This is a genomic window from Polymorphospora sp. NPDC051019 (genome assembly GCF_040683055.1).
In the GTDB taxonomy this organism is placed as follows: domain Bacteria; phylum Actinomycetota; class Actinomycetes; order Mycobacteriales; family Micromonosporaceae; genus Polymorphospora; species Polymorphospora lycopeni.
This window is the reverse complement of the sequence record NZ_JBFBCH010000009.1, coordinates 259,848-285,581: the sequence shown is the minus strand read 5'-3', so window position 1 is coordinate 285,581 and position 25,734 is coordinate 259,848. Positions and strand designations below refer to the sequence as shown.

Genomic DNA, 25,734 nt, shown 5'->3' with positions numbered 1-25,734 from the left:
TACTGCACTCGTGAGGGTGTGGGAGAGTAGGACACCGCCGGACTTCTTCATGGTTGTGGGCCATCCGATTCCGGGTGGCCCACAACCATTTTTGCGTTTGAATGGTCGGACCGTAGATGATCAGGGGACAACGGTGCGATCGCGGGAGGCGGCATGGCAGATCGCTTTCTACATCTGGCGCGACACGGTGAGGCCCTGGCCGACGGCCCGCTGACCGATCGCGGCCGGCAGCAGGCCGCGATGTTGGGGCAGCGGTTGGCGTCACTCCCGATCAGCGCCATCCATCACAGTCCGCTGCTTCGCGCGGTGGAGACGACACAGGTGATCTGCGAGCACCTGCCTGGCGTCCCGGTCGAATCCTCTGAACTGGTGGGCGACTACATCCCGCCAGTTCCGGATCCGCAGGCTCTGCCCGATGTGTACGCCAGGTTTCTCGACGGGCTCTCTACCGAGGACTACGCGACGGGAGCGGAGCTGGCGAACGCCGCCATCCAGCGGTACGGCGTACCAGCCACGGCCGGCGGCGCCGACCCGGCCAGCCATGAGCTGATCGTCACCCACAATTTCCTGATCGGCTGGTTCATCCGGCACGCCCTCGACGCCCCCGAGTGGCGGTGGCTCGGCCTCAACCAGGGCAACTGCGCCCTGACCACGATCCTGTACCGCCCGGATCGCCCGCCGGCACTGGTGCTCTTCAACGACATGGGGCACCTTCCCGCCGCACTACGCTGGACCGGCTTTCCGCCGGACCAGCACGTCTAGCCACCTCGACACGTCGGCAGGCCGGCGACCGCACACCGGCAGGCTGCCACGGTCGGTAGGCACAACCCCTCATCCGAGCCACCGTGAACCCGTGGGGGAAGTAACTGTGCGACCGCTGGGCGCCGGTCAGGTAGCCTGGTCGGCGCGGGCTGCTAGCTCAATAGGCAGAGCTGTGGACTTTTAATCCATAGGTTCAGGGTTCGAGTCCCTGGCGGCCCACTCGGGATCCAGGCGACCGTCCGCCGGCGCCGGTCTGGAGGCTCGGATGGACGACGTCGTCGGATGTCTGGCCTGCGACCTCACCGCAGGCCGGACATCCGTACCAGGGGGTCGCATCCACCGGACGGCGCACTGGGTGGTCGAGCACTGCGTCGGTCCCCTCGGTGTGGGCACCCTGATCGTCAAGCCGCTGCGGCACGTCGTGCAGGTCGCCGAGCTGACCGATGGCGAGAGCTCGGAACTCGGCCCACTGCTGCGGCGGATGGCCGCCGCGGTGACGGCGTTGACGAGCCCGGAGCAGGTCTACGTGTGCCTGTGGTCGCACGCCGACGGCAGGCCCGGGCACATCCACTTCGTCGTCCAGCCGGTACGGCGCGAGGACATGGACGGCCACGACCGGTTCGGGCCGGCACTGCAGATGGCAATGTTCCAGGCCGGACAGACGCCTGATCCACGAGCGGTGACGGTGTTCGTCGAACGTTTACGCGACCACCTCGCGGCGGCGCCTTCCTGACCTGGTCGGGAGCATCCGGTCGTCGTGTGTGGGAGCTCGCCGACAGTACCCATGATTCGGGAGGCGTCCAGCCGTGCAGGAACCGCGTAGGGCCCGACAGCTCGGTATCGAGATCGGTGTGCTGCCGACGGGCGCCCACAACGCCATCACCGACGTGAGCGGCGTACGGGTCGGTCACACCACGATCGTGGCCGGCGACAGCATCCGTACCGGGGTGACCGCGGTCGTACCGGAGCAGCTGTTCACCCGGGCGGCGCTGCCGGCCGGGCTGTCGGTCGGGAACGGGTACGGCAAGATCGTGGGCTCGACCCAGGTAGCCGAGCTGGGCGAGATCGAGACACCGGTGTTGCTGACCGCGACCCTGTCGACGTTCCGGGTCGCGGACGCGTTGGTGACGTACCTGCTGGGGTTGCCCGGGCGGGAGGACGCGCAGTCGGTGAACCCGGTGGTCGCCGAAACCAACGACGGCTTCCTCTCCGACATCCGGGCGCGGCCGGTGACCGAGGAACACGTGCTCGCCGCCCTGCACGGTGCCACCGGTGGGCTGCCGGGCGAGGGGTGTGTCGGCGCCGGCACCGGCACCGGCGCCCTGGGGTTCAAGGCCGGAATCGGTACGTCGTCACGGGTGACCACGACCTCGCGCGGAGCGGCGACCGTCGGTGTCCTCGTCCAGTCGAACTTCTCCGGCGTACTGCGGGTGTGCGGGGTGCCGGTGTCGCGCGAGCGGATGGGCGTACCGGTGGCACCGGCGACGCCAGGAGCGGCGCCTGGGGCGGCCGCGGAGCATCCGGGCAACTCCTGCGTCATCGTGGTCGCGACCGACGCCCGCCTGGACGCGCGCCAGCTCGGCCGCCTCGCCCGGCGCGCCATCTTCGCGATGGGCCGGGTCGGGTCGGACTTCACCAGCGGCAGCGGAGACTACGCGCTGGCGTTCGCCACGGCCGAACCGGGCCTGCCGGTGCTGCCGGAGTCCGATGTGGATCCGTTGTTCACCGCCGTCCTCGAGGCGACCGAGGAGGCGCTGCTGAACTCGCTGTTCATGGCGACGACCACGGTCGGGTTCAACGGCCACGTCAGGTATGCCGTCCCGCACGACAGGTTGCTCGCGCTGCTCGGTGAGCGTGGTGTGGCCGGTACGGGCTAGGACCACGCTCCGTCTTGGCCGGCCCACAGGCCGGCGAAGTGGCTGATCGGGCCGTTGCCGTGGCCGACCCGCAGGGCCGCGCCGTGGGTGATGCTCTCGGTCAGCCAGCGCTTCGCCCGGTCGACGGCATGCTCCCAGCCGGGTGCCTGCGGGCGCAGGGTCGCCAGCGCCGACGACAGCGAGCAGCCGGTGCCGTGGGTGTTGGTCGTCTCGATCCGCTCACCGGGGAACTCGAAGAGGTCCCGGCCGCCGGACAGTCGCCCGCCGGCGTCGACCAGGGCGTCGGAGGCCGACCCGTCGGCGAGATGCCCGCCCTTGGCCAGGACGGTGACGCCGTACGTGGCGGACACCCGGTGTGCCTGCTCGAGTACGTCGTTCCACCGGGAGACCGTGGGCTCGTCGGCGAGGACGGCGAGTTCGGGGATGTTGGGCGTGACGAGGTCGGCGTGCCGGACGAGGTCCAGGATCGCGTCGACCGCGCGCTCGTCGAGCAGCCGGTCGCCGCTGGTGGCGACCATGACGGGGTCGAGGACCACGACCGGCGGCCGCTGCCGGCGGAGCCAGTCGGCGACCGCTTCGATGATGGTCGAGTTGGCGAGCATTCCGATCTTCACGGCGTCGATCTCGACGTCGTCGCTGACCGAGTCGAGTTGTTCGGTGAGGAACTCGACCGGCGGGATGTGCACCGAGCGGACTCCCATGGTGTTCTGGGCGACCAGGGCGGTGACCACCGCCATGCCGTATCCGCCGTTGGCGGCGATGCTCTTCAGGTCCGCCTGGATTCCGGCGCCGCCGGTCGGGTCCGTACCCGCGATGGAGAGGACGCGTGGTGTCTGCCGGTGGTCGGTCGGGTCAGTCGGGTGCATGGCCGCACGCCTTCCTGAAGGGAGCGGCGGCGCACCGGGCAATGGCGGACAGGCGTGGGCTCACCCGGACATCCCTTCGCTAGTACGAACTAGATCAGGTTCGACGGGTGTGATCTCAGCCCGCTCGAAGGGCGGGCACCCCGTGTCACTGCCGACATCGTATCCAGCCCGCGGGCCGGGTACGAGCCGTGAGACCGGGTGGCCCGGCTACGGGCGTCGCGACCGGCCGGGGTAGCGGATCAGCAGGCTCGCGTGGACCTCGTCGTTGCCGACCGCGCCGTAGACGTGGGGTACGTCGGAGATCCAGGTGATGTGCTGGCCGGTGCCGGCGAGGGCGGGCGCGCCGACGGGGCCGGCCCGGAGCAGTCCACTGAAGATGGTGACGTGTTCGGTCACACCCCGCTGGTGTGCCGGTGAGGTCTGCGGTGGTCCGGGCGGCACCCGCATCCGGTAGAGCTCGAAGGTGACGTCGCCCTCGTCGAAGACCTGGAGCAGGGTCGCCTCGACCGCCGTACCGCGGATCGTCGCGGCATCCGTGCCGGGGGCGGCGAGTACGGCGGCCAGCGGAACCCCGAGTTCGGCCGTCACCGCGTAGAGCGTCTCCAGGGTCGGGTTGCGGGTGCCGTTCTCCAGGCCGGACAGGGTCGCCTTGCCGACGCCGGCGCGTCGGGACAGGGCGGAGAGGGAGACGCCCCGCGCCTCCCGGAGTTCGCGGACCCGCCGGCCGACCTCGGCGCCCTCGCCGCCTCCGTCGACCGCCGGTCGGCGGCTTGTACGACGCGAATCCATCCGGCTATGGTGCATGACCGGAGCGTTCCGTTTGCGGAACGGCCTGGTCATGGGGAGGACCGTCGATGGAACGCCTGGCGCAACCGGTGCTGGCCGGTGTGGTGACCGCCCTCGTCGGCTTCGCCAGCTCTTTCGCGGTGGTGCTCGCCGGGCTGCGCGCCGTGGGCGCCACCGAGCGACAGGCCGCCTCCGGTCTCTTCGCCCTCTGTGTGGTGATGGGGCTGGTGGCGATCTGGCTGAGCCTGCGCCACCGGCTGCCGATCAGCGTCGCGTGGTCCACCCCGGGGGCCGCCCTGCTGGTGTCGACCGGGGCGGTCGAGGGCGGGTTCCCGGCGGCCGTGGGCGCGTTCCTGGTCTCGGCGCTGCTCATCGTGGCGGCGGGCCTGTTCCCGGCACTCGGGCGCTGGATCGCCGCCATCCCGCAGCCGATCGCCAGTGCCATGCTGGCCGGCGTACTCCTCAGCCTCTGCATCGCCCCGGTCCGGGCGCTGATCGACGTACCGCTGATGGCGGCGCCGGTGATCCTCACCTGGGCGCTGCTGACCCGGTTCGCCCGCCGGTGGGCGGTGCCCGCCGCGCTCGTCGTGGCCGTCGCCGCGATCGCGGTGTCCGGCCCGCCCGGCGGCCTGACCGGGGCGGCCCTGCTGCCGGTCCTCGAGTTCACCGCGCCGACCTGGAACGTGTCCGCCCTGGTCAGCGTCGCCCTGCCGCTCTTCGTCGTCACGATGGCCTCGCAGAACGTGCCCGGCATGGCGGTCCTGTCCAACTACGGCTACCGGGCGCCGCTGCGCCCGATCCTGGTCGGCACCGGGATCGCCAGCGGCCTGACGGCGCCCGCCGGTGGTCACGTCATCAACCTCGCCGCGATCACCGCCGCCCTGGTGGCCGGCCCGGACGCCCACCCCGACCGGGACCGCCGGTGGATCGCCGCGATGACGTCGGGCATCGGCTACGTCGTACTCGGGCTGACGGCCGGGCTGGCCACGGCGTTCGTGCTGCTCTCCCCGCCGGTGCTGGTCGAGGCGGTGGCCGGGCTCGCGCTGCTGGGTGCGTTGGCCTCCGCCCTCGCCGCGGCGGTGGCCGCGCCCGAGGGGCGGGAGGCGGCGGCGGTGACCTTCGTGGTGACCGCGTCCGGCCTGTCGGTGCTGGGGATCGGGGCGGCGTTCTGGGGGCTGGTCGCCGGTGGGTTCATGCTGTTGCTGATGCGTAGCCGCAACCGCGTCGCCGCCGAGCCGCCCGCGCCGAAGCCGGCCACGACGCCGGAGCGCACCGAACCGCAGCCGCTCAGCGTCCGGACGTCAGCTGATCCGTCCTGACCTTGAGCAGTACGACGTCGCCGGTCACCTCGGCGATCTGGTCGGCCGCCACGTAGTGGTCGGGAGTGCCGTCGACGCGCAGGTATCCGGCCCGGAGCAGGCGGGCGGCGGCATCCGGGGGCACGTCCGGCGCCGCCGGTGTCTCGACCTCGGACAGGCCCTCACCGGCGCCGTCCGGCGGCGCCTGCAGCGTCACCGCGTTGGGGTCGCCGGGCCGGGACGCGGCGACCCGGCCGATCTCCGCCCCGGTCGCGTCGACGACGCGCATTCCGGACTCGACCTCGGCGAACGGCGGATCGACTGGTGCTCGCATGGCGCCTCGGTACCCCGGGCGGATGCCGCCAAACCCGGCGGCCGCGCCCACCGGGCCATTCCCTTCACCGGGCCGTCCCGTTCACCAGGCGGTCGGGCGGGCGGAGAGTTCCCGCCAGGTGCCGGGACCGTCGAGCAGGGCGCGTACGGCGTCGAGGGCGTCGTCCTCGCTGTCGAACTCGTAGAAGCGGGAGACGCCCTCGGCGCCCCCCGCGCGCTGCTCCACGTGCCACCGGTCGCCGTCGGCGCGAAGGTAGACGTCACGCCGGGCAAGTCGTCCCCACTTGCCGTTCCACCAGTGCTTTCGCTGCTCCATGCGCGGACCCTATCGAACAGGTGTTCGACAATGGTCGGCGCCCCGGCGTCAGCGCTGGGCCGGCGGCTGCTCCCGGTTGATCAGGCGGTCGAGGGCGTCGCTGTCGCGGCCCGGCACCCGGCCGGCGGCGACCAGGGCGTCGCGGATCTCGGTGAGGAGCTTGACCTCCTCGCTCGGCGCCGCGGGCGGCGGCTCCTCGCCCCGCTTGCGCCGCTCGGCGAGCTTGTTCATCGGCATGACCACCAGGAAGTAGAGCACCGCGGCGGTGAGGAACAGGGTGATCGCCGCGTTGATGAACGCCGGCCAGTCGAACGGGATGCCCCGGAACTCGGGCGCGGTCTGGTCCAACCCGTCCCCGCCGGTGACCAGCAGGGTGACCACCCGGATCAGTGGTTCGAGGAACGACTTCGTGAACTGCGTCACCACCGCGGTGAACGCGGCGCCGATCACGATACCGACCGCCAGGTCGACGACATTGCCGCGCAGGATGAAGTCCTTGAAGCCCTTGAGCATTCCCAACCTCCGGGGAAGATTGCCGCTGTCGATCGACAACCTATGCCCGCAGTGGGGTCTCCAGGAAAGCACCCGCCTCGCGCGTCGCCCCTTCGGTGTCGCCGGCCCGGATCGCCTCGACCAGTGCGGAGTGGTCGACGTACCGGTCGGGGTGCAGCTCCGGCCCGATCGCCTCGGTCAGCGTGGCGCGCATCGCCGTACCGAACGAGGCGTACAGCTCGGCCAGCATCGTGTTGTGTGCCGCGGCCACGATCGTCGTGTGCAGGGCCGCGTCGGCGGCCACGAAGACCTCCGGCCGGCCGGACTCCCACGCGGCCTCCCGCGCCGTCAGCGCGGCGTCGAGTGCGGCAAGGTCTTCCGGCGTACGTCGTAGCGCCGCGAGCCGGGCCGCCTCGACCTCGAACGCCCGGCGTACCTCGACGGCCTCGGCGGCCCGGGCGGCCCGGACGACCTCCGGGGCCGCGGTGGGGGCCAGCCGGCGGGCGACCACACCGGACAGTTCGTCGGTCGAGGTGACGTAGGTCCCCGAGCCCTGCCGGCACTCCAGGACGCCGGCGTGCACGAGGGCCCGGACCGCCTCGCGGACCGTGTTGCGGCCCACGCCGAGCGACTCCACGAGCTGTGGCTCGGTCGGGATCTTGCTGCCGAGTGGCCACGCGCCGCTGGTCACCTGCTCGTTGAGCTGGTCGATGACCTGGCGGACGAGGGTCTGCCGGGCGCCGGCACGCGGCCCCGCCGGTGGCAGTGTCATCGGTTACAGCCTCGGCCGAAAATCATCCCATGATTGTATGGTCGCCGGTATGACCCCGCCACCCACCTCGCTCGCCGTGCCGGCCGCCCCTCGCGTGGAACCGCCGCTGACCGCCGTCGCCGGCCCGCCCGCCGACGGCAGCACCGGGAGCGGGCCGGCGGTCCGGGGCGGTCTGGTGATCCTGGTCGGCATCCTGCTCGTCGCGCTCAACCTGCGTACGGCGGTGACCAGCCTGGGCGCGCTCCTCGACGAGGTCCGGGTCGGACTCGGCGCGTCCGGGGCGATGGCCGGCCTGATCACCACCATGCCGGCGATCGCCTTCTCCGTCCTCGGCGCGACGACCCCGTGGCTGGTCCGCCGGATCTCGCCGGCCCGGCTGCTGGCCGTCGCGATGGCCGTCCTCGCCGCCGGGCAGGTGCTGCGGGTCCTCACCGGCAACCCGTACGCCTTCGTGGCGCTGACCGCCGTCGCGCTGGCCGGTGTCGCCATCGCCAACATCCTGCTGCCGATGCTGGTGAAGCAGTACTTCCCGGCCCGGGCCGGGCTGGTCACCGGGGCGTACTCGATGTCGCTGACCATCGGCACGGCGACCGCGGCCGCGGCCGCCGTGCCGGTCGCGCACGCGTTCGGCTCCTGGCGGGTCGGGCTCGGCGCCTGGGCGTTCCTCGCCGCGGTCGCGCTCCTGCCCTGGCTGCCGGCCGCGTTGCGGCGTACCCGGCCACCGGCCTCGACCGGCGCGGCCCCCACCGGCCGGATCCGGCCGGCCCGGACCCGGCTCGGCTGGGCCATGGCGCTCTACTTCGGGGTGCAGTCGCTGGGCGGGTACGCGGCGATGGGCTGGCTGGCGCAGATGTTCCGGGACGCCGGCTACTCGGCGCAGTACGCCGGTCTGCTGCTGGCGCTGGTCACCGCCTTCGGTATCCCGGTGGCGCTGATCATGCCTTCGGTGGCCACCCGGCCGGGGGCGCTGCGACCGGCGGTCCTCCTGCTGTCGACGGCGATGGCGGCCGGCTACCTGGGGCTGGCGTTCCTGCCGTACGAGGGCGCCCTGCTCTGGGTGGCCCTGCTCGCCATCGGACACGGGGCGTTCCCGTTGGTGCTGGCGACGATCGGCCTGCGGGCCCGGACGGCCGAGGGCACGGTCGCGCTGTCCGCGTTCGCGCAGAGCACCGGGTACGCCATCGCGGCGCTCGGCCCGCTGCTGGTCGGCATGCTCTACGCGGCGACCGGCGGCTGGCACCTGCCGATCGCACTTCTGCTGGTCGCGGTGGTCGTGCAGACGCTTGCCGGGCTGGCGCTGGCCCGGCCCCGCTTCCTGGAGGACGAGCCTGGCGCCGTGGCCGCCCGACCGCGGTGAGCGGCGGTCAGCCGGCGGCGGGCTTGGCGGTGCTGCCGTCGGCGACCGCCTCGGCCACCGTCGGATAGGTCTGGAGCACCTCGACCAGACCACTGACCTCGAGGATGCGCAGCACGCCGCGCTGCGGCGCGGCCAGCCGCACCACCCCACCGGTCTCGTCGCAACTGTTCTTCGCCCGGACGAAGACCGACAGGCCGGTCGAATCGCAGAACGAGACCTCGGCGAGGTCGAAGACCAGCCGGTTACGGCCCTTGTCGAGCAGATCGGTGATCTGGTCCTGCAGTTGCGGCGCCGTCGCCATGTCGAGTTCGCCCGCGACCGACACGACGACCAGATTGCCCTGTTGCTCCGTGTGCACCGTCAACGACATTCGCGACCTCCCGCTTATCGTCCGAACGTTACTCCACGATCGGCCATCCGTCCCAGATGGGGCGGGGCGTCCGGCGGGGCGGAAGTGACCGGTGATGACGTCCGGGAGAATCATTGATGTGTAGCAACTAACGCCGCAGGGTGCGGTGATAGAGTCCGCCCGGTCCGACCCGGCCGTTCGTCGGCGGGTGACCAGGGAGCGAGGGAGGCAGCGATGGCACTGGACGCGGACGCGAGTGGCCGGCTGGCCGCCCTGCTCACGCAGCACACCGAGCAGATCGTCAACCGCTGGACCGAACTGGTGTCCGCCTCGCTGCGCGGGCGGCAGAGCCGGGCCGAACTCCATCGGCAGGTGGAGGATCTGCACCGAGGCCTCCAGACCACGCTCGGCGCCGGCGGCGTCGACCTCGGCGCCGAATCCGCCGGCGAACTGCGGGCCGTGCTCGTCGACCTGTCCCGCAGCCGGGCCCGCCAGGGCTTCAGCGCCACGGAGACGGCGGTCAGCGTCTTCGCGCTGAAGGAGGTCCTGCTCGACCTGATCGACGTCCGGAACGCGGATCCGACCAACCTGCGGGACTACGTCGCGTTCGGCACCTTCGTCGACCAGATGGGGCTGTTCACCTTCGAGACGTACGCCAAGGCGCGCGAGGAACTGATCGCCGACCAGGCCGAACAGTTGCTCGAACTGTCCACCCCGGTCGTCAAGCTCTGGGAGGGCGTCGTCGCGGTACCGCTGGTCGGCACCCTCGACTCGGCCCGGGCCCAGGTAGTGATGGAGCGGCTGCTCCAGACGCTGGTCGACACCGGCTCGCCGTACGCGATCATCGACATCACCGGCGTTCCGGCCGTCGACACCCAGGTCGCCCAGCACATCCTCAAGACCGTCGTCGCCGCCCGGCTGATGGGCGCGGACTGCATCATCTCCGGCATCCGCCCGCAGATCGCCCAGACGATCGTGGCCCTGGGCATCGAGTTCGGCGACATCGCCACCAAGGCCACCCTCGCCGACGCCCTGCGACACGTGCTCCGGCTGACCGGGATCGAAGCCGGCCGCCGTGCGGCGCGGAAGGCACACTGACGTGGAACGCGTACCGGTTCTGAAGATCGGCGACATCCTGCTGGTCTCGATCCAGATCGACATGCAGGACCAGACCGCCGTCCAGCTCCAGGAAGACCTGGCCGAGCGGATCGTGCAGACCGGCTGCCACGGCGTGATCATCGACATCACCGCCCTGGACATCGTCGACTCGTTCGTCGGCCGGATGCTCGCCACGATCGCGTCGATCTCCAAGGTGCTCGACGCCGAGACGGTCGTGGTCGGTATGCGGCCCGCCGTGGCGATCACCCTCGTCGAGCTGGGCCTGTCGCTGAACGGGATCCGCACCGCGCTCAACGTCGAGCGCGGCATCGAACTGCTCGCCCGGTCCGACGACGAACTCGAGTACGACGACGAGGACATCGACTCGACCGAGGCCGAGCCGGTGGCGAAGTCGCCATGACCGCCGGGCTCGAGACCGGCCAGACCCAGACGCAGACGATCGCCGCGGACGAGGACGTCGTACGTGTCCGGCAGTTGGTGCGTACGGTCGCGGTGGCGGTCAAACTCTCCCTGGTCGACCAGACCAAGCTGGTCACCGCGGCGAGCGAACTCGCCCGTAACACCCTGGTCTACGGTGGCGGCGGCGCGGTGTCGGTCACCGTGGTCGACAACGGCCGCCGGCGTGGGATCCAGATCGCCTTCGCCGACGAGGGGCCGGGAATCACCGACCTCGACCTGGCACTGACCGACGGCTACACCACCGGCGGCGGGCTGGGCCTGGGCCTCAGCGGCGCCCGCCGGCTGGTCGACGAGTTCGACATCGAGACCGCGGTGGGCCGAGGCACCCGCGTCACGGTGACCAAATGGTCCCGCTGATCGGAGCAACCGTGGCGAACCCGGAGAGACTGGGCGACGAGGGTGTCTGGTTCCGCGTCGAGGAGGCCAGCAGCGCCAGCGCCGTACGGCGGGCCGCCGAACGGCTCGCCGGCCAGATCGGCCTCGGCGCCGGCCCTACCGCCGCGCTGGCCATCGCCGCCGCCGAACTGACCAGCAACCTGGTGAAGCACGCCGACGAGGGTGTGCTGCTGCTGCGCCCGGTACGCGCCGACGACGCCGCCGGGATCGAGATCATCGCGGTGGACTCCGGGCCGGGCATGGCCGACCTGGCCCACTCCGCCCGCGACGGCCACTCCACCGCCGGCACGCTCGGCATCGGCCTCGGTTCGATCGCCCGCCAGGCGAGCTGGTTCGACGCCCACAGCGTGCCCGGGCGCGGCACGGTACTCGCCGTACAGGTGTGGCCCGGGCCGGTGCCGACCCCCGCCTGGGCCGGTGGCGTCATCCGGCCGCTGACCGGCGAGACGGTCAGCGGAGACGGCTTCGCCGTCCGGGTCATACAGGGGCGGCACCAGCTCCTGGTCTGCGACGGGCTCGGGCACGGGCCGCTCGCCGCGGCCGCCACCGCCGCCGCGATCTCCGCCTTCCACACCGCACCGGCGGTGCCGCCGGCCGCGCTCGTCGAGCATCTGCACCGGGCGATCGGGCACACCCGTGGCGCCGCGGTCGCCGTCGCCGAACTCGACGCCCCGACCGCCGTCGTCCGCTACGCCGGGCTGGGCAACATCGCCGGTGTGGTCATCGACGGGAGCAGCCGCCGGGGGATGGTGTCGATGCCCGGCATCGCCGGTCACCAGCGCCGCGTCGTCCGTGAATACGAGTACCCGCTGCCGCCCACCGGGGTGGTGATCATGCACTCCGACGGGGTCGCCGACCGGTGGCGGGTGGACGACTATCCCGGCCTGCTCACCCGGGCCCCGCAGCTCATCGCCGCGACCATGCTGCGCGACGCCGGCGTACGGCGGGACGACGCCTGCGTACTCGTCGCCCGGACACCCTGATGAGCGGCCCGGACAGCGCGGGGTCGCCCGGGGCCGACGCCACGCTGATCCTGTCGATGACACTCCGGGTCGAGCAGGACATCTTCGTCGTACGTCAGCGCGGCCGTGAGGTGGCCGACGCCGTCGGATTCGAACACCAGGACCAGATCCGGATCGCCACCGCGCTCAGCGAGGTGGGCCGGCTCCTGTTGTCGTGCGGCAGTCCCGCCGACGTGGCATTCTTCGCCCAGACAGGAGATCTTCGACCGGTACTGCGGATCGAGGTGCGATCGGCCGCGACGGTACGGGTCGGCGACCTGCCCGGCGGGCACCTCGCCGCGGTCGGACGATTGGTGGACACGTTGGAGATGGACGACGACGAGACGACCGCGGTCGTACGGATGTCGCGCCGCTTCCCGACCACCGCGCCGCCGCCGACCCCGGAGCGGATCGCGGAGTTGCGTGCCGAACTCGAGGGCAGCCTGCCGGGGACCCCGCTCGACGAACTGGCCGTACAGAACGAGCAGTTGCTTGCCGCGCTCGAGCAGGTACGCACCCACCGCGACCACCTGGCCCGGCTCAACGAGGAACTGGAGGAGACCAACCGGGGCGTGATGGCGCTGTACGGGCAGCTCTCCGAAGAGCTGGAGGAGACCAACCGCGGCGTCGTCGCGCTCTACGCCGAGTTGGACGAGAAGTCGTCGCAACTGCGGGCCGCCAGCGAGGCGAAGAGCCGGTTCCTGGCCAACGTCAGCCACGAACTGCGGGCACCGGTCACCGCGATCATCGGGCTCGGGCGGCTGATGGCCGATCCGGCCTCGGACCCGCTGACCCCGCAGCAGGCGACCCACGTGGAACTGATCCGGTCGTCGGCGGCAGACCTGCTGTCGCTCGTCAACGACCTGCTCGACCTCGCCAAGGCCGAGTCCGGCCGGATCGAGCCCAACTGGTCCGACATCGACCTGCGGATGGTGTTCGGCCAGTTGCGCGGCACCCTGCGGGCCCTGACCACCCCGGACGTACGGCTGGAGGTCGAGGACCCGCCGGCACCGTCGGTCATCCGCTCCGACGAGGTGCTACTCACCCGCGTACTGCGGAATCTGCTGCACAATGGGCTGAAGTTCACCGAGCGTGGCGAGGTCCGGATGTGTGCCGAGACGGCGGCCGGCGGCTGGCGGGTGTCGGTCGTCGACACCGGCCTGGGCATCCCTGCCGAGCTGCACCAGCGGATCTTCGAGGAGTTCTACCAGGTGCCGGGCACTGCGAAGCCGGGAACAGGCCTCGGCCTGCCGTACGCGCGGCGGTTGGCGACCCTGCTCGGCGGATCGCTGGAGCTGACCAGCGAACCGGGGCACGGCAGCACCTTCACCCTCTTCCTGCCCACCGTCGGCGACGGGGCCTGACCGGTGGACACCGAAGCGGCGACCGTGCTGGTGGTCGACGACAGCGTCACCAAGCGCTACCTGCTGGTCAACTGGCTGACCCGGGCCGGCTACCAGGTCGTCGAGGCGGAAACCGGCGGCCAGGCGCTGGCCATGGTCGGCGAGCTGCCGATCGACCTCGTCGTGCTCGACGTACGGCTGCCGGACATGAACGGGCTCGACGTCTGCGAGAAGATCAAGTCTGATCCGCGGCATGCCGCCCTGCCGGTCATCCACGTGTCCGCGCACGCCGTCGACGTCGCCGACCGGGCGCAGGGGCTGACCCGGGGCGCCGACGCCTATCTCGCCGAACCGATCGAGCCCGAGGAACTGGTCGCCACCGCCCAGGCGGTGCTGCGCTACTACCGGGCCCGGCAGCGGGCCGAACTGCTCGTCCGCCGGCTCAGCCTGCTCGCCGACACGACGCTCGCGGTCAACTCCGCGTCCACGCTGCTCCAACTGCTGGAGGCGGCCGCCGCCGGGGCCGCCCGGATCTACGGCTCGCCGGCACTGGTCGCCGCCGAGAGCGGCGACGGGGAATGCCTGGCCGCAGTCACCACCGGACCCGGCTCGGAGCCGTGGGTGCGTCCCTGGAAGGTTCAGGAACCGGACATCGCGGTCGGCTCCAGCGTGCGCGAGGAGCCGTGCGACCGGTGGGCGGTGCTGGACTGGCCGGAGGAGAAGGTGGCGGTCGCCTCGGCGCGGCTGCGGGCCGACCGACCCCCGCTGTACGTCGTGGTGCCGGCGAGCGGGCCGTTGCCCGGTGTGCCGGTGCTCGGCCAGCTGGCGCAGGCGGTCGCGGCCGCGGTCGAGGCGCAGCGGTCGTACGACGAGGAACACCGCATCGCGATCACCCTCCAGCGCAGCCTCCTGCCCCGCCACATCCCCGAGATCGCCGGCCTGGACCTCGCCGTACGGTACGAGCCGGCGAGCGCGCAGACCGAGATCGGTGGCGACTTCTACGAACTGGCGATGATCGGCGGGCAGTTGCTCGTCGCGATCGGCGATGTCGCCGGACACTCCCTGCACGCCGCCACGGTCATGGCCGAGGTACGGCACGCCGTCCGGGCGTACGCGGTGGAGGGACACCAGCCGGGGGCCGTCCTCGAACGCGTCGACGAGTTGCTACGTACCCTGCTGCCGGGCGAACTGGCCACGATCTGCCTGCTGCTGCTCGACCCGGAGACCGGGCGGATCCGGATGGCCAGCGCCGGTCACCTCCCGCCGCTGCTGGTGACCGACGGGGGCGTCGACTACCTGGAGCGGCGGGCGCCGCTGCTCGGCGTACGGGCCGGACGCCCCGACGACCTGGAGTTCACCCTGCCGCCCGGGGCGACCCTGGTGCTCTACACCGACGGGCTCGTCGAGCGGCGCGACGCCGACATCGACGAGGGGATGCGGGCGTTGGCGACCTGCGCGACGACGGTCGAGCCGGACCTCGACCGGTTCTGCGACCGCCTGCTGGTCGAGCTGGCCGCTCCCGAGATCCACGACGACATCGCGGTCGTCGCCGTCCGCCGGCACTGACGTCACTCGGTACGGACCGTGACCCCGGGCGAATCCTTCGAGCTGTGCAGCCGGAGGCGGACGATCCGGGCGTCCGGCGGGATGTCGTAGACGAGCACGCCGGTGACCTGGTTGCCGGGATTCAGCGGGCCGGGGAGGACCTGCTGGTCGATGCTGGCGAGCGCGCCGGCACTACTGTCCGCGCCGAACTGCTTGTCCGTCGGGCCGTACGCCTTCTGGAGGCTGTCGGAGAACGTGGCCGGGCGGTCGCCGACGTTGCGTACCACCAGGTCGACGAGGCAGAACTGGCCGGCGGCGCTCTGGCTGACGAACAGGTCGCCGATCCGCCCGATGCCGCATTCCAGGCCGGTCACCCGGAACTCCAGGTCGCCGTCGCGTACCGGCTGGTTGATGCCGACCGTACGCCCGCCACGGTCGCGCGCGTCGTCGTAGATGTCGCGTCCCCAGATCAGCGCGCTCACCACCACCCCGACACAGCAGCAGAGGAGTACGACGGCCACGATCGTGATGATCAGGGCGAGCCGGCCGCGGCGTTCCGGGGGCGGCTGGTGGGGTTGGCCGTACGGGGGTGGCAGGTCGGGGGGTGGGGGAAGGTCGGGCGGCGGGAGCGGGGGCGGGCCGCCGCCGAGTGGTGGTGCGGTGGCCGCGGTCTCCGGTGTGGACCAGTCCGGTGGCCGGTTCGGTCCGGCCGGACCGGGTACGGGCCCGGACGGGCTGCCGCCGGTCGGGCCGGGGCCGGGCTGGCCGGTCGCGGACGGGCCGGGCTGGCCGGGGGCGGGGCCGGACGGGGTGGTCGGCCCCGGCCCGTCGGCGGGCCGGGATTGGTCGCCTGGCCCGGGACGGCTGGCCTGCCCCGGGTCCGTCGGGTCGCTGCCGGCCGGATCGTGCCTGCTCATCGCGGTCCCCCGAATCGCGCGCTTTGCCCGATTCTAGGCTCAGGTGGTCCGGCTATCCCGTGAAACGGTTCCAAGGCGGCGGCACGGTCCACGCGGGCCGGACTGGACCGCGCGCCGGCCCGGCGGGCGCCCGCATAGTGGTGGGCATGCGACTGGTGACCCTCGACGAGATCAGAGCCGCGGCCACGTCGGTCGACGGCGTGACCCTGCGTACCCCGCTCGTGCCCTGCCGGTGGGACGACGGCCTGGCGCTGAAGGCCGAGAGCTTGCAGCCGGTCGGGTCGTTCAAGCTACGGGGCGCGACCCACGCCGTCGCCTCGCTGACCCCCGACGCCCGTGCCCGCGGGGTGGTCACCCACTCGTCCGGCAACCACGGCCAGGCCCTCGCCTATGCCGCCCGTGCCGCCGGGGCACCCTGCACCGTCGTCATCCCCGATGGTGCCCCGGCGATCAAGATCGACCAGGTGCGCGCCCTCGGCGCCACCGTGGTGATCGTCCCGCCGGCCGAGCGGCTCACCGAGGCCCGGCGGCTCGCGGCGGAGGGCGGGCTGACGCTCGTCCCGCCCTTCGACGACCGGTCGGTCATCGCCGGCCAGGGGACCGTCGGGCTGGAGATCCTCGAGCAGGCGCCCGACGTGGAGGTGGTGCTCGTGCCGGTCGGCGGCGGCGGGCTGGCCTCCGGGGTCGCCACCGCCGTCAAGGCGCTGGCCCCGCACGTCGCCGTGGTCGGCGTCGAACCCGAGTACGCGGCGGACGCCCGGGACTCGCTCGCCGCCGGCGAGGTCGTCGTCTGGGACCTCGCGGACACCTACCGGACCAGCGCCGACGGGCTGCGTACCAACCTGTCCGAACTCACCCTCGCCCACCTGAGCCGGCATCTCGACGGGATCGTGACCGTCACCGAGGACGAGATCCGGACGGCCAACGCCCGGCTGGTGCGCGAGGCGCGCCTGGTGGTGGAGCCGAGCGGGGCGGTGACCACGGCGGCCCGGATGTTCCGGGCGGACGAACTGCCCGGTGGCCGTACCGTCGCGGTGGTCAGCGGCGGCAACATCGACCCCGCTCTTCTGGCCACCCTGGCCACCCTCTGAACGCCCCGCGATCTTGCACTTGTCGCCCGACAAACAGGGCGAACGGGGGAGACAAGTGCAAGATCGTGGGGGAACCGTCAGGCCGGCGGGAGCAGGTGGTCGAGGATCCAGGCGTTGACGAACGCCTCTTCCTTCCACGCGTCGTAGCGGCCGCTCGGGCCGCCGTGACCGGCACCCATCTCGGTCTTCAGCAGGTAGGAGCCTTCCGGTGCGACCGCCCGCAGCCGGGCCACCCACTTGGCCGGCTCGTGGTAGAGCACCCGGGTGTCGTTGAGGCTGGTGACCGCCAGGATCGCCGGATAGTCCACCGCCGCCACGTTCTCGTACGGCGTGTAGGACTTCATGTAGGCGTAGACCTCCGGGTCCCGCAGCGGGTTGCCCCACTCCTCCCACTCGGTGACGGTGAGCGGCAGCGACGGGTCCAGGATGGTGTTGAGCGCGTCGACGAAGGGCACCTGCGCGACGATGCCGGCGAAGGCGTCCGGCGCCAGGTTGGCGATCGCGCCCATCAACAGCCCACCGGCCGAACCGCCCCGCGCCACCAGTCGGGCGCTCGACGTCCAGTCACTCTTCACCAGGTGCCGGGCCGCCGCCACGAAGTCGGTGAAGGTGTTCTTCTTGGTCAGCATCTTGCCGTCCTCGTACCAGCGGCGGCCCATCTCGCCGCCGCCGCGCACGTGCGCCACCGCGAAGATGACCCCACGGTCGAGCAACGACAGCCGGGCCACCGAGAACCACGGGTCCATGCTCGCCTCGTACGAGCCGTAGCCGTAGATCACGCACGGCGCGGACCCGTCGCGCGGGGTGCCGGCCCGGCAGACCAGCGAGACCGGGATCCGGGTGCCGTCGTCGGCGAGGGCCCACTCGCGGTGCTGCTCGTAGTCGGCCGGGTCGTACGGCCGCCCGTCCGGGCCGGGCAGCACCGGCTTGCGCCGGCGCAGGGTCAGCCGGCGGGTCACCAGGTCGTAGTCGTAGATCGAATCGGGGGAGACCAGCGAGGTGTACGACAGCCGGACGGAGTTGGTGTCGTATTCAGGGTTGGCGGACAGCCCGACGCTGTAGAGCGGCTCGGGGAAGTCGATGTCGAAGGTGTCGGTGCTGCCGATCGGCAGCACCCGCAGCCCGGTGAGGCCGTCCTTGCGCATCGAGACGACCAGGTGGTTGGCGAAGGCGTCGACCGACTCCAGCCGGGTGCCGGGGGAGTGCTCGATCATGGGCGCCCAGTCGCCGGGCGCGTCGGCCGACGTGTAGGCCAGCGCGAAGTCCTCGGCGCCGTCGTTGTGCAGGATCAGGAACCGGTGCCCGTGGTGCTCGACGGAGTATTCGACGCCCTGCCGGCGCGGCGCGACGACGATCGGCTCGCCGGTCGGGTCGCTCGCCGGGATGACCCGTACCTCGCTGGTGAGCTTGCTGTGTACGTCGATGACGACGAACTTCTCCGAGCGGGTCAGTTCGATGCCGACCCAGAAGCGCTCGTCGGTCTCCTCGTAGACGACGACGTCGTCGGCGGCGGGACTGCCGACCGCGTGCCGCCAGACCCGGTGCGGCCGCCACGCGTCGTCGACGGTGATGTAAAACAGCGTGGAGCCGTCGGCCGACCAGGCGCTGCCGTAGAACGTGTCGGGCACCTCGTCGGGCAGCACCTCGCCGGTCCGCAGATCCTTGATCCGCAAGGTGAACCGCTCGTCGCCGGCGAAGTCCGTCGAGTATGCCAGCAGGTTGCCGTCGGGGCTGAGGTCGAAGGTGCCGAGCGCGAAGAAGTCGTGGCCTTCGGCGAGGGCGTTGCCGTCGACCAGGATCTCCTCGCCGTCGAGCGGCGCCCCGTCGTCGGGCATCGGCGGATCGGTTTCGCCGTCGCGGATCGCCCGGCGGCACTGGATGCCGTACTGCTGGCCCTCGACGGTGCGGGTGTAGTACCAGTACCCGCCCTTGCGGGTCGGCACCGACAGGTCGGTCTCCTGGGTGCGCTGCCTGATCTCGGCGAACAGCGTCTCGCGCAGGGCCGCCAGGTGGGCGGTGCTGGCCTCGGTGAACTCGTTCTCCGCCTTCAGGTAGGCGATCGTCTCCGGATCGTCCTTGCGGGCGAGCCAGGCGTATTCGTCGATGACGGTGTCGTCGTGGTGGGTGCGCTCGGTGGGCACCCGCTTGGCGACGGGGGCGGCGGTGGCGGGCGTCTCAGTCGTCACGACGGCCACGTTACCGCCCGCCGTCGCCACCACACGTGCCGCGCACGCGGGCCCCACGCGTTCGCCCCGGCGGACGCACGTCCGTTGCGACTCGTTCGAACATGTGTACGATCGGTGGTGGTTGATTCGGTTGTCCCGCCACCCACTCCCGGTCCACGTCACGTGCCACCGGTATGCGGGCTGACGAGGCGTTGCGGGGGATGACGAGGCGTTACGGGGATGAGGTCACGATGACACCGGCGAGCGGTCCCGATCTGGTGCGGCGGTTGGGCGACATCTGCGGAGCCCGGTTCGCCCGGCCGGCCGGACCGGCCGATCTGGTGGCCGGTGCCCCGGCCCGGTGGGTGGCGGCACCCGGATCGGTCGACGACGTGGCCGCCGTGCTGCGGATCGCGGCGCAGGAAGACCTGTCCGTGGTCGCCCGCGGGGCCGGTTCGAAGATCGACTGGGGAGCGCCGGCCGCTCCGGTCGACATCGTCCTCGACACCGGCCGGCTCGCCGGCATCCGGCACGGCACCCCCGACGAACTGGTCGCCGAGATCGGCGCCGGCACCCCGCTGCGGGCGGTGCAGGCCGCACTCGACCGGGTCGGCCAGCGACTGCCGCTCGACCCGCCGTCACCCGGCGCGACGGTCGGCGGCGTGGTCGCCGCCGACGAGGCCGGCCCGCTGCGCCAACTGCACGGCACCCCGGCCGACCAGTTGGTCGGACTCAGCTATGTGGACGCGTCCGGCGCGGTCACCCGCTCGGAGGGCTGGTCGGCGGCGTGGACGCCGGGGCCCGACCCGGCCCGGCTGCTCTGCGGTTCACTCGGCGCGCTCGGCGTCGTGGTGTCGGCCACCCTGCGGGTCCAGCCGACCCCGGCCAGCCGGGTCTGGGTGTCCCGTTCGGTCTGGACACCGCTGGAGATGCACGACGTGGTGCGCGACGTACGGGAGGCCGGGCTGGCGCCGGCCGCGATCGAGGTCGACCTGCGCCCGGCCACGCCCGCGCTCGGCGCCGGAAACCGGCCGGCCCACCCGCCGGCCGGCCCCGGCACCCTGTCGATGCTGGTCGAAGGCGGCCCCGCCGAGGTGGCCGAGCGGGTCGCCGAGTTGGTCGCGGTCGCCGGTGGGGACGCGCAGGCCTACGGTGGGCCGCCCGACTGGTGGCGGCGCTACCCGTTCGGTCCGGGCGACGTGGCGCTGCAACTCGACGTGCCGGTCGGCGACCTGCACGCCGCCATCTACGCGCTGCGCGACGCCGCCGGCTCCGCCGTGCCCGTACGCGGCTCGGCCGGGGTCGGCGTCGTGCACGCGGCCCTGCCCGGCCGGCTGCCGCCGGAACGGGTGAGCGCGATCCTGGCCGCGGTGCGCGGAGTGCTGCTCGGCCGGGGTGGCACCTGCGTGGTGGTCGCCGCGCCGACGCCGATCAGGGAAGCCGTCGACCTGTGGGGCGACCTGGCCACCCTGCCCCTGCTGCGACGGATCAAGCACCGCTTCGACCCGCACGCCCGGCTCGCCCCCGGCCGCTTCCCCGGCAGCCGCTGATCGGGAGGCCGCCCGGCTAGCCGGGCGGCGGCGGGCTCGTCCCGTGCGCCGGGGCGCACCCGTCCCGCGGGGCCAGCAGGGTGTCGATCAACGTCCGGGCCAGCCATCTCTCGTATTCGGCGGCGCTCCAGTCGCAGATCCCGGTGAGGCGCTCGAAAACCTCGATCGAGGTCAGCGCGTAGATGTGGGCGGCCGCGCGGTCGACGGTCAGCCCCGCGCGGAGAGCGCCCACCTGGGACAGGTGGTCGGCCGGCCCCCGGCTGCCGACCAGCCTCTGCCGCTCGGTGTCGGTCAGCAACTCGTCGATGCCGGCGTCGCCCGGCCCGGCACCCGCGGCCGCCCGCAGCACGCGGTGCACCGCGCCGATCCGCTGGAAGATGGCCGTCGCCATGGCGGCATAGAGCTCCAGCTTCCGGCTCGGGTCGGGCTCGGCGATGATCGCGTGCACCTGCGGTCGGTCACTCTGTGGCACCGGCTGGGCGTCACCGGCCAGGGTGACGTCGTAGACGAGCCGGGCCAGGCCCGGCTTTCCGCCCGGGCAGGACGAGTACAGCGTCTGCACGGCCACGCCGGCGGCGCGGGCCACGTCCGCCATGGTCGTGCCGGCGTATCCGTGCTCCAGCATCAACTCGCGGGCCGCTTCGGCGATTCGCTGCCGGGTCGCGGCGGCCTGCTCCTGGCGCAGGTCGCTGGTGTAGCGCCGCTTCGTCTCCTTGCGCACCGCCCCATCCTGTCAAAGAGTTGATTAGATCTACCTCTAATGAAAGTATGTTGTTCCTGTTAATTGGTGGGTGGAGGGCGGAACCCGTGAGCCTGTTGGCCATCGCGCGCACCGCGGCGGCACTGCTACTCGGCCTGTTCGCAGGCGGCCTGATCTTCGCCGTGCTCGCCCCGTCCCTGCGCGAGCTGCCCGGACCCGCGTACGTCAGGTACTGGCAGGCACTCAACGGCGACTACGGCAGGGCCATGCCGGTGCTGCTGCTGACCTGCGTCGCCCTGCTGGTGGCGACCTCCACCCTGTCCTACCGGCGCGGCGGGCTCACCTTCGTCCTGAGCCTCGCCGCCACCGGGTTGACGATCGGCGTCATCGTCCTGACCGTGACCTGGCTGGAACCGCTCAACGACATCGCGGACTCGTGGCACCCCGACGAGCCTCCCGGCACCTGGTCGGACCTGCGCGACCGCTGGTGGTCCCTGCATCTGGTCCGGACGGTGTTGGCGCTGGCGGCTTTCGCCTGTCTCCTGCTCGCGCAGGCCGTCGACCAGCCCCGGGCAGCGTCCGACGGCGCCGGCGTCAGCGCGCCGCGTCAGCCCGAGGACCCACCCGCCGCGACCCGACGGCACTGAACCCGAATCCCGCGAACGGTCGAGGGTTTCGAATCATCCGGCCGACCGGCCGACGGATCAGGCGGTGCCGTCGTTGCGGATGACCAGGATCGCGATGTCGTCACGCGGCGACTCGACCGAGAAGCCGAGCGTCGCACTGCGCAGCCGGGCCGCCACCACGTCGGCGGAGTATCCTGCGAGCGGCCCGGCGGCGTCGCGCAGCCGTTCGGTGCCGAACAGTTCCCGGCCGCGCCGCCGCTCGGTCACCCCGTCGGTGTAGAACACCAGCGCGTCGCCGGGGCGCAGCGGCACTCCGACCGACGGCGAGGCGATCGTGTCGAGCAGCCCGAGGGCGGTGCCGCCGGTGCCGACGAACGAGGCCCGGCCGTCGGTGCGTACGAGCACCGGCCGGTCGTGACCGGCCAGGTGCAGCGACACGTCGAGCAGTCCGTCGCCGGCCCGGCCGACCGCCGCGAGGGCGAGCGTGCAGTAGCGTCCGCCGCCGCGCTCGACCAGGGTCTTGTTGAGCCGGGCCAGCGCCTCGGGCAGCGGCTTGCCGTCGCCGACGAGCACCCGGATGACGTCCCGGACGAGCCCGGTCACCGCAGCGGCCTGTACGCCCTTGCCGGACACGTCGCCGATGACCACCAGCCAGCGACCGTCGGGCAGCGGTACGACGTCGTAGAAGTCGCCGCCGACGGCGGCGGTGTCGCCGGTCGGGACGTATTCGGCGGCGAAGCCGATGCCCTCGACCACCGGCAGCACCGGCGGCAGCAGCGACTGTTGCAGGGTGTGCGCGATGCGGCGACGCTCGTCGTGGATCCGCGCGTTGTCGATGGCCAGCGCGGCCCGCCGGGCCACGTCTTCGAGGACGGCCACCTCGTCGGGGTCGTGCCGGTGCCGCTGGTGCCGGCCGACCGCGAGGGTGCCGAGCCGCTGGCCCCGGGCGATCAGCGGTACGGCGATCCCGTCCATCGGCGCGCCGAGCGGCACCTGCGAACCGGACCGCGACGCCTCGCGCAGCCGCCCGTGCAGCGAGTCGGAGCCGTTCTCCTTGAGCAGGTCGTGCAGTTGGGGCAGGACAGATTCGTCGGCGTGGCTGGCGGCCGCCAGGTGCAGCCGTCCCCACTCGTCGGTGGTGTGCACCGCGCACCACTGCCCCAGCCGCGGCACCACGAGCTGCGGGATGAGGGCCATGGTCAGCTCGACGTCGAGCGACTGGGCGAGCAGTTCGCTGGCCTCGGCGAGGAACGTCAACCAGGTCTGCCGGCGTACGTCGGCCCGGCGCAGCCGGTCGTTCTCCAGGTGCAGGGAGAGCCGTTCGGCGACGAGCGCGGCCAGCGGCCGGGCATACCCGGAGGGCGCGGCGTCGAGTTCCAGTTCGCCGGAGTACGGCCGGTTGACCGCGAGCGGGACGCGCACCAGGTCGTCCTCGGGACGCGGGTGCCGGCCGTACCGGGCGAGCAGTTGGGCGCCCGCGCCGTCGCCACGGTCGAGGCGGACCGCCCCACCGGCGGCACCGACCATCTCGGCGACCCGGGCGAGCAGCGCGCCGGCGAAGTCGGACAGCGTGTCGTCGGCGTAGGCGTCGGGGGCGACGTGCATCAGCGCGTTCATCGCGCCGGCGCTCGGGGCGTCGCTCGGCTCCGCGGCGGTGGTGATCGTCGGGGTGGGTGACGGGCCGGGATTGTGCCGGTGGTCGGCCGGCGGCGGATCGGCCGCCGGACCACCCTTGCGGTCGAGCCGGAACCACACGCCCTTGCCGGTCGGCAGGTGGGTGGTGCCCCACCGGCTGGAGAAGTGGTCGACGAGCAGCAGGCCACGTCCCCGCTCCGACACTTCGGATATGTCCGTATGGTCATTTTTCGGAGTGACCCGTACTGTTTCCAAGGGGCCGGCCGCGAAGTCGGTGACCGTCACGGTCAGCCCGGCGGGGTCGGCGACCACCTCGATGTCCAGTTCGGTCTTGGCGTGCATGACCGCGTTGGTCGAGAGTTCGGTGGTCAGCAGCAACGCCTCGTTGAGCAGTTCGTCGAGGTCGGCGTCGGCGAGCACCGATCGCACCACGGCCCGCGCGGCCGCCGGCGTACGCCGGTCGGCGGGGAGCCGAACCCTGCGGACGTGCTCGTCCGCGCCCATCGGGCCCTGTCCGGTCTCCGCTGACACCCCTGCATCCTCCACCGGCGGCCCCTGATCCTCCAAGCCGGGCACCCGACCGGGTACGCCCAGGCATGGTCACGCTCGCACTCGGCGCCGCAAAGGAGCAATGATGAGGTACCGGCCGGCAAGAAACGGCCGGTGGACGTGCTGCCCTGTCCCAGAACTGAGCGAGGCGCGATGACGACGGCAAAACAGCAGGCCCCGGCCGCCGACCCGACCCGGTCCGAGGAAGCTGTCCTGCTCGACGAGTTGGCCGAGGCGCTGCGCAGGGTCCGCCGGGGCGAGCTGAAGACGAGGCTGCCCCGGCGCACCGGTGTCGGCAGCGAGGTCGTCGACGCCTTCAACGAGGTGGTCGGGTTGCAAGAGCGGCAGAACCTCGACGTACGGCGGATCAGCCGGATCGTCGGGCGGGACGGCCGGCTCACCGAGCGGCTGGACGAGGAGGGCTTCGACGGCGCGTGGGCAGACGGCCAGCGGGCGATCAACTCCCTGATCGACGACCTCGGTCGGCCGACCACCGAGATCGCCCGGGTCATCGTCGCGGTCGCCGACGGCGACCTCTCCCAGCACATGCACCTGGAGATCGACGGCCGGCCGCTGCGCGGCGAGTTCCTGCGCATCGGCCGCACCGTCAACACGATGGTCGACCAGCTCTCGTCGTTCGCCGACGAGGTGACCCGGGTGGCCCGGGAGGTGGGCACCGAGGGCGAGCTGGGCGGCCAGGCCGACGTACGCGGCGTCGCCGGCACGTGGAAGGACCTGACCGACTCGGTCAACACGATGGCCTCCAACCTGACCCACCAGGTGCGGTCGATCTCGCAGGTGGCGACCGCGGTGGCCCGGGGCGACCTGTCGCAGAAGATCACCGTGTCGGCGCGCGGCGAGGTCGCCGAGCTGGCCGACACGATGAACTCGCTGACCGACACGCTGCGGCTCTTCGCCGAGCAGGTGACCCGGGTGGCCCGCGAGGTGGGCACCGAGGGCAAGCTGGGCGGCCAGGCCGAGGTGCCCAACGTCGCCGGCACGTGGAAGGACCTCACCGACAGCGTCAACTCGATGGCGTCGAACCTGACCGCCCAGGTGCGGAACATCGCCCAGGTGTCGACGGCGGTGGCCAACGGCGACCTGTCGCAGAAGATCACCGTGGCCGCCCAGGGCGAGATCCTGGAACTCAAGGACACCGTCAACACGATGGTCGACCAGTTGTCGTCGTTCGCCGACGAGGTCACCCGGGTGGCCCGCGAGGTCGGTATCGAGGGCAAGCTCGGTGGTCAGGCCCAGGTGCGTGGCCTGTCCGGCACGTGGCGCGACCTCACCGAGAACGTCAACCAGCTCGCCGGCAACCTCACCTCACAGGTCCGGAACATCTCACAGGTGTCGACAGCGGTGGCCAAGGGCGACCTGTCGCAGAAGATCACGGTCGACGCCCGGGGCGAGATCCTGGAGCTGAAGTA

Annotated in this window: 26 protein-coding genes, 1 tRNA gene and 1 riboswitch; of the genes, 16 read left to right on the top strand and 11 right to left on the bottom strand. The window is 72.2% G+C overall.

Annotated features, from left to right (window positions below):
- Positions 1-153 precede the first annotated feature (153 nt).
- The 4 genes from AB0M79_RS18840 to AB0M79_RS18825 all read left to right on the top strand — a co-directional run bounded on the left by AB0M79_RS18840 (position 154) and on the right by AB0M79_RS18825 (position 2,639).
- Complete coding sequence (locus AB0M79_RS18840) at positions 154-762, top strand: histidine phosphatase family protein (RefSeq protein ID WP_364214921.1); 609 nt, start codon at positions 154-156, stop codon at positions 760-762.
- Between the two features lie 146 nt (positions 763-908).
- A tRNA-Lys gene (locus AB0M79_RS18835) sits at positions 909-981 on the top strand.
- 46 nt (positions 982-1,027) lie between these two features.
- Positions 1,028-1,495, top strand: coding sequence for a hypothetical protein (locus tag AB0M79_RS18830; RefSeq protein WP_364214918.1), 468 nt, complete (start codon positions 1,028-1,030; stop codon positions 1,493-1,495).
- Positions 1,496-1,568: 73 nt separating this feature from the next.
- Positions 1,569-2,639 (top strand): P1 family peptidase, encoded by a 1,071-nt coding sequence (locus tag AB0M79_RS18825; protein ID WP_364214915.1) that lies wholly within the window; start codon positions 1,569-1,571, stop codon positions 2,637-2,639.
- On the opposite strand, the gene thiD is transcribed toward AB0M79_RS18825, so the two are convergent.
- The gene (gene thiD / locus AB0M79_RS18820) at positions 2,636-3,505 is read right to left on the bottom strand and encodes a bifunctional hydroxymethylpyrimidine kinase/phosphomethylpyrimidine kinase (RefSeq protein WP_364214912.1); all 870 of its coding nucleotides are present in this window, start codon (positions 3,503-3,505) and stop codon (positions 2,636-2,638) included. The genes AB0M79_RS18825 and thiD overlap by 4 nt on opposite strands.
- Positions 3,506-3,559: 54 nt before the next feature.
- Positions 3,560-3,658, bottom strand: a riboswitch (TPP riboswitch).
- Positions 3,659-3,712: 54 nt separating this feature from the next.
- Positions 3,713-4,294 carry an XRE family transcriptional regulator gene (locus AB0M79_RS18815; RefSeq protein ID WP_364214909.1) on the bottom strand — a complete coding sequence of 194 codons (582 nt, stop codon included), beginning with the start codon at positions 4,292-4,294 and terminating at the stop codon, positions 3,713-3,715.
- A gap of 65 nt (positions 4,295-4,359) precedes the next feature.
- Here AB0M79_RS18815 and AB0M79_RS18810 point away from each other — a divergent pair, with 65 nt between their 5' ends.
- Complete coding sequence (locus AB0M79_RS18810; RefSeq protein WP_364214906.1) at positions 4,360-5,610, top strand: benzoate/H(+) symporter BenE family transporter; 1,251 nt, start codon at positions 4,360-4,362, stop codon at positions 5,608-5,610.
- Here AB0M79_RS18810 and AB0M79_RS18805 read toward each other — a convergent pair.
- The 4 genes from AB0M79_RS18805 to AB0M79_RS18790 form a co-directional block, all read right to left on the bottom strand.
- Positions 5,579-5,923, bottom strand: coding sequence for a hypothetical protein (locus tag AB0M79_RS18805; protein ID WP_364214903.1), 345 nt, complete (start codon positions 5,921-5,923; stop codon positions 5,579-5,581). The two genes, AB0M79_RS18810 and AB0M79_RS18805, sit on opposite strands and share 32 nt — an antisense overlap.
- 81 nt (positions 5,924-6,004) lie before the next feature.
- Positions 6,005-6,238: a hypothetical protein gene (locus tag AB0M79_RS18800; RefSeq protein ID WP_364214900.1), complete on the bottom strand. Its 234-nt coding sequence runs from the start codon at positions 6,236-6,238 to the stop codon at positions 6,005-6,007.
- Between the two features lie 48 nt (positions 6,239-6,286).
- On the bottom strand, positions 6,287-6,751 hold the full coding sequence (gene mscL, locus AB0M79_RS18795) for a large conductance mechanosensitive channel protein MscL (protein ID WP_364214897.1): 465 nt from the start codon (positions 6,749-6,751) through the stop codon (positions 6,287-6,289).
- Between the two features lie 40 nt (positions 6,752-6,791).
- A complete protein-coding gene (locus tag AB0M79_RS18790) occupies positions 6,792-7,502 on the bottom strand; it encodes an FCD domain-containing protein (protein ID WP_364214894.1) in 711 nt (236 codons plus the stop codon).
- A gap of 49 nt (positions 7,503-7,551) precedes the next feature.
- Here AB0M79_RS18790 and AB0M79_RS18785 point away from each other — a divergent pair, with 49 nt between their 5' ends.
- Positions 7,552-8,859, top strand: a complete 1,308-nt coding sequence (locus AB0M79_RS18785) for an MFS transporter (protein ID WP_364214891.1) — start codon at positions 7,552-7,554, stop codon at positions 8,857-8,859.
- A gap of 7 nt (positions 8,860-8,866) precedes the next feature.
- Here the strand turns inward: AB0M79_RS18785 and AB0M79_RS18780 are convergent, their stop codons facing one another.
- Positions 8,867-9,229, bottom strand: a complete 363-nt coding sequence (locus AB0M79_RS18780; RefSeq protein ID WP_357540567.1) for an STAS domain-containing protein — start codon at positions 9,227-9,229, stop codon at positions 8,867-8,869.
- Positions 9,230-9,442: 213 nt separating this feature from the next.
- Between AB0M79_RS18780 and AB0M79_RS18775 the strand changes: the two genes are divergently transcribed.
- Genes AB0M79_RS18775 through AB0M79_RS18750 form a run of 6 tightly spaced genes read left to right on the top strand, consistent with a single transcriptional unit; the run spans position 9,443 to position 15,092 of the window.
- The gene (locus AB0M79_RS18775; protein WP_364214887.1) at positions 9,443-10,306 is read left to right on the top strand and encodes an STAS domain-containing protein; all 864 of its coding nucleotides are present in this window, start codon (positions 9,443-9,445) and stop codon (positions 10,304-10,306) included.
- Between the two features lies 1 nt (position 10,307).
- Entirely contained in the window at positions 10,308-10,727 is a 420-nt protein-coding gene (locus AB0M79_RS18770) for an STAS domain-containing protein (RefSeq protein WP_357540571.1), read from the top strand.
- The gene (locus AB0M79_RS18765; RefSeq protein ID WP_364214884.1) at positions 10,724-11,143 is read left to right on the top strand and encodes an ATP-binding protein; all 420 of its coding nucleotides are present in this window, start codon (positions 10,724-10,726) and stop codon (positions 11,141-11,143) included. The genes AB0M79_RS18770 and AB0M79_RS18765 overlap by 4 nt, the downstream gene beginning before the upstream one ends.
- Positions 11,131-12,165, top strand: a complete 1,035-nt coding sequence (locus tag AB0M79_RS18760) for an ATP-binding SpoIIE family protein phosphatase (protein ID WP_364214881.1) — start codon at positions 11,131-11,133, stop codon at positions 12,163-12,165. Before AB0M79_RS18765 ends, AB0M79_RS18760 begins: the two co-directional genes overlap by 13 nt.
- On the top strand, positions 12,165-13,547 hold the full coding sequence (locus tag AB0M79_RS18755; protein ID WP_364214878.1) for a sensor histidine kinase: 1,383 nt from the start codon (positions 12,165-12,167) through the stop codon (positions 13,545-13,547). Before AB0M79_RS18760 ends, AB0M79_RS18755 begins: the two co-directional genes overlap by 1 nt.
- A gap of 3 nt (positions 13,548-13,550) precedes the next feature.
- Positions 13,551-15,092 (top strand): fused response regulator/phosphatase, encoded by a 1,542-nt coding sequence (locus tag AB0M79_RS18750; protein WP_364214875.1) that lies wholly within the window; start codon positions 13,551-13,553, stop codon positions 15,090-15,092.
- 2 nt (positions 15,093-15,094) lie between these two features.
- On the opposite strand, the gene AB0M79_RS18745 is transcribed toward AB0M79_RS18750, so the two are convergent.
- Complete coding sequence (locus tag AB0M79_RS18745; RefSeq protein ID WP_364214872.1) at positions 15,095-15,988, bottom strand: DUF4352 domain-containing protein; 894 nt, start codon at positions 15,986-15,988, stop codon at positions 15,095-15,097.
- A 146-nt stretch (positions 15,989-16,134) separates the two neighbouring features.
- Here AB0M79_RS18745 and AB0M79_RS18740 point away from each other — a divergent pair, with 146 nt between their 5' ends.
- Entirely contained in the window at positions 16,135-17,079 is a 945-nt protein-coding gene (locus AB0M79_RS18740; RefSeq protein ID WP_364214869.1) for a threonine/serine dehydratase, read from the top strand.
- Positions 17,080-17,156: 77 nt separating this feature from the next.
- On the opposite strand, the gene AB0M79_RS18735 is transcribed toward AB0M79_RS18740, so the two are convergent.
- Positions 17,157-19,265 carry a S9 family peptidase gene (locus AB0M79_RS18735; RefSeq protein WP_364214866.1) on the bottom strand — a complete coding sequence of 703 codons (2,109 nt, stop codon included), beginning with the start codon at positions 19,263-19,265 and terminating at the stop codon, positions 17,157-17,159.
- A 230-nt stretch (positions 19,266-19,495) separates the two neighbouring features.
- Between AB0M79_RS18735 and AB0M79_RS18730 the strand changes: the two genes are divergently transcribed.
- The gene (locus AB0M79_RS18730) at positions 19,496-20,794 is read left to right on the top strand and encodes an FAD-binding oxidoreductase (RefSeq protein WP_364214863.1); all 1,299 of its coding nucleotides are present in this window, start codon (positions 19,496-19,498) and stop codon (positions 20,792-20,794) included.
- 16 nt (positions 20,795-20,810) lie between these two features.
- On the opposite strand, the gene AB0M79_RS18725 is transcribed toward AB0M79_RS18730, so the two are convergent.
- Positions 20,811-21,515 carry a helix-turn-helix domain-containing protein gene (locus AB0M79_RS18725; protein WP_364214860.1) on the bottom strand — a complete coding sequence of 235 codons (705 nt, stop codon included), beginning with the start codon at positions 21,513-21,515 and terminating at the stop codon, positions 20,811-20,813.
- Positions 21,516-21,601: 86 nt separating this feature from the next.
- Between AB0M79_RS18725 and AB0M79_RS18720 the strand changes: the two genes are divergently transcribed.
- Positions 21,602-22,141, top strand: coding sequence for a DUF1772 domain-containing protein (locus tag AB0M79_RS18720; RefSeq protein ID WP_364214857.1), 540 nt, complete (start codon positions 21,602-21,604; stop codon positions 22,139-22,141).
- Between the two features lie 57 nt (positions 22,142-22,198).
- Here AB0M79_RS18720 and AB0M79_RS18715 read toward each other — a convergent pair whose 3' ends face one another.
- Complete coding sequence (locus tag AB0M79_RS18715; RefSeq protein WP_364214979.1) at positions 22,199-24,259, bottom strand: SpoIIE family protein phosphatase; 2,061 nt, start codon at positions 24,257-24,259, stop codon at positions 22,199-22,201.
- A 198-nt stretch (positions 24,260-24,457) separates the two neighbouring features.
- Between AB0M79_RS18715 and AB0M79_RS18710 the strand changes: the two genes are divergently transcribed.
- Positions 24,458-25,734: HAMP domain-containing protein (locus AB0M79_RS18710; RefSeq protein WP_364214854.1), on the top strand; the 1,277-nt coding region annotated here is incomplete at its 3' end.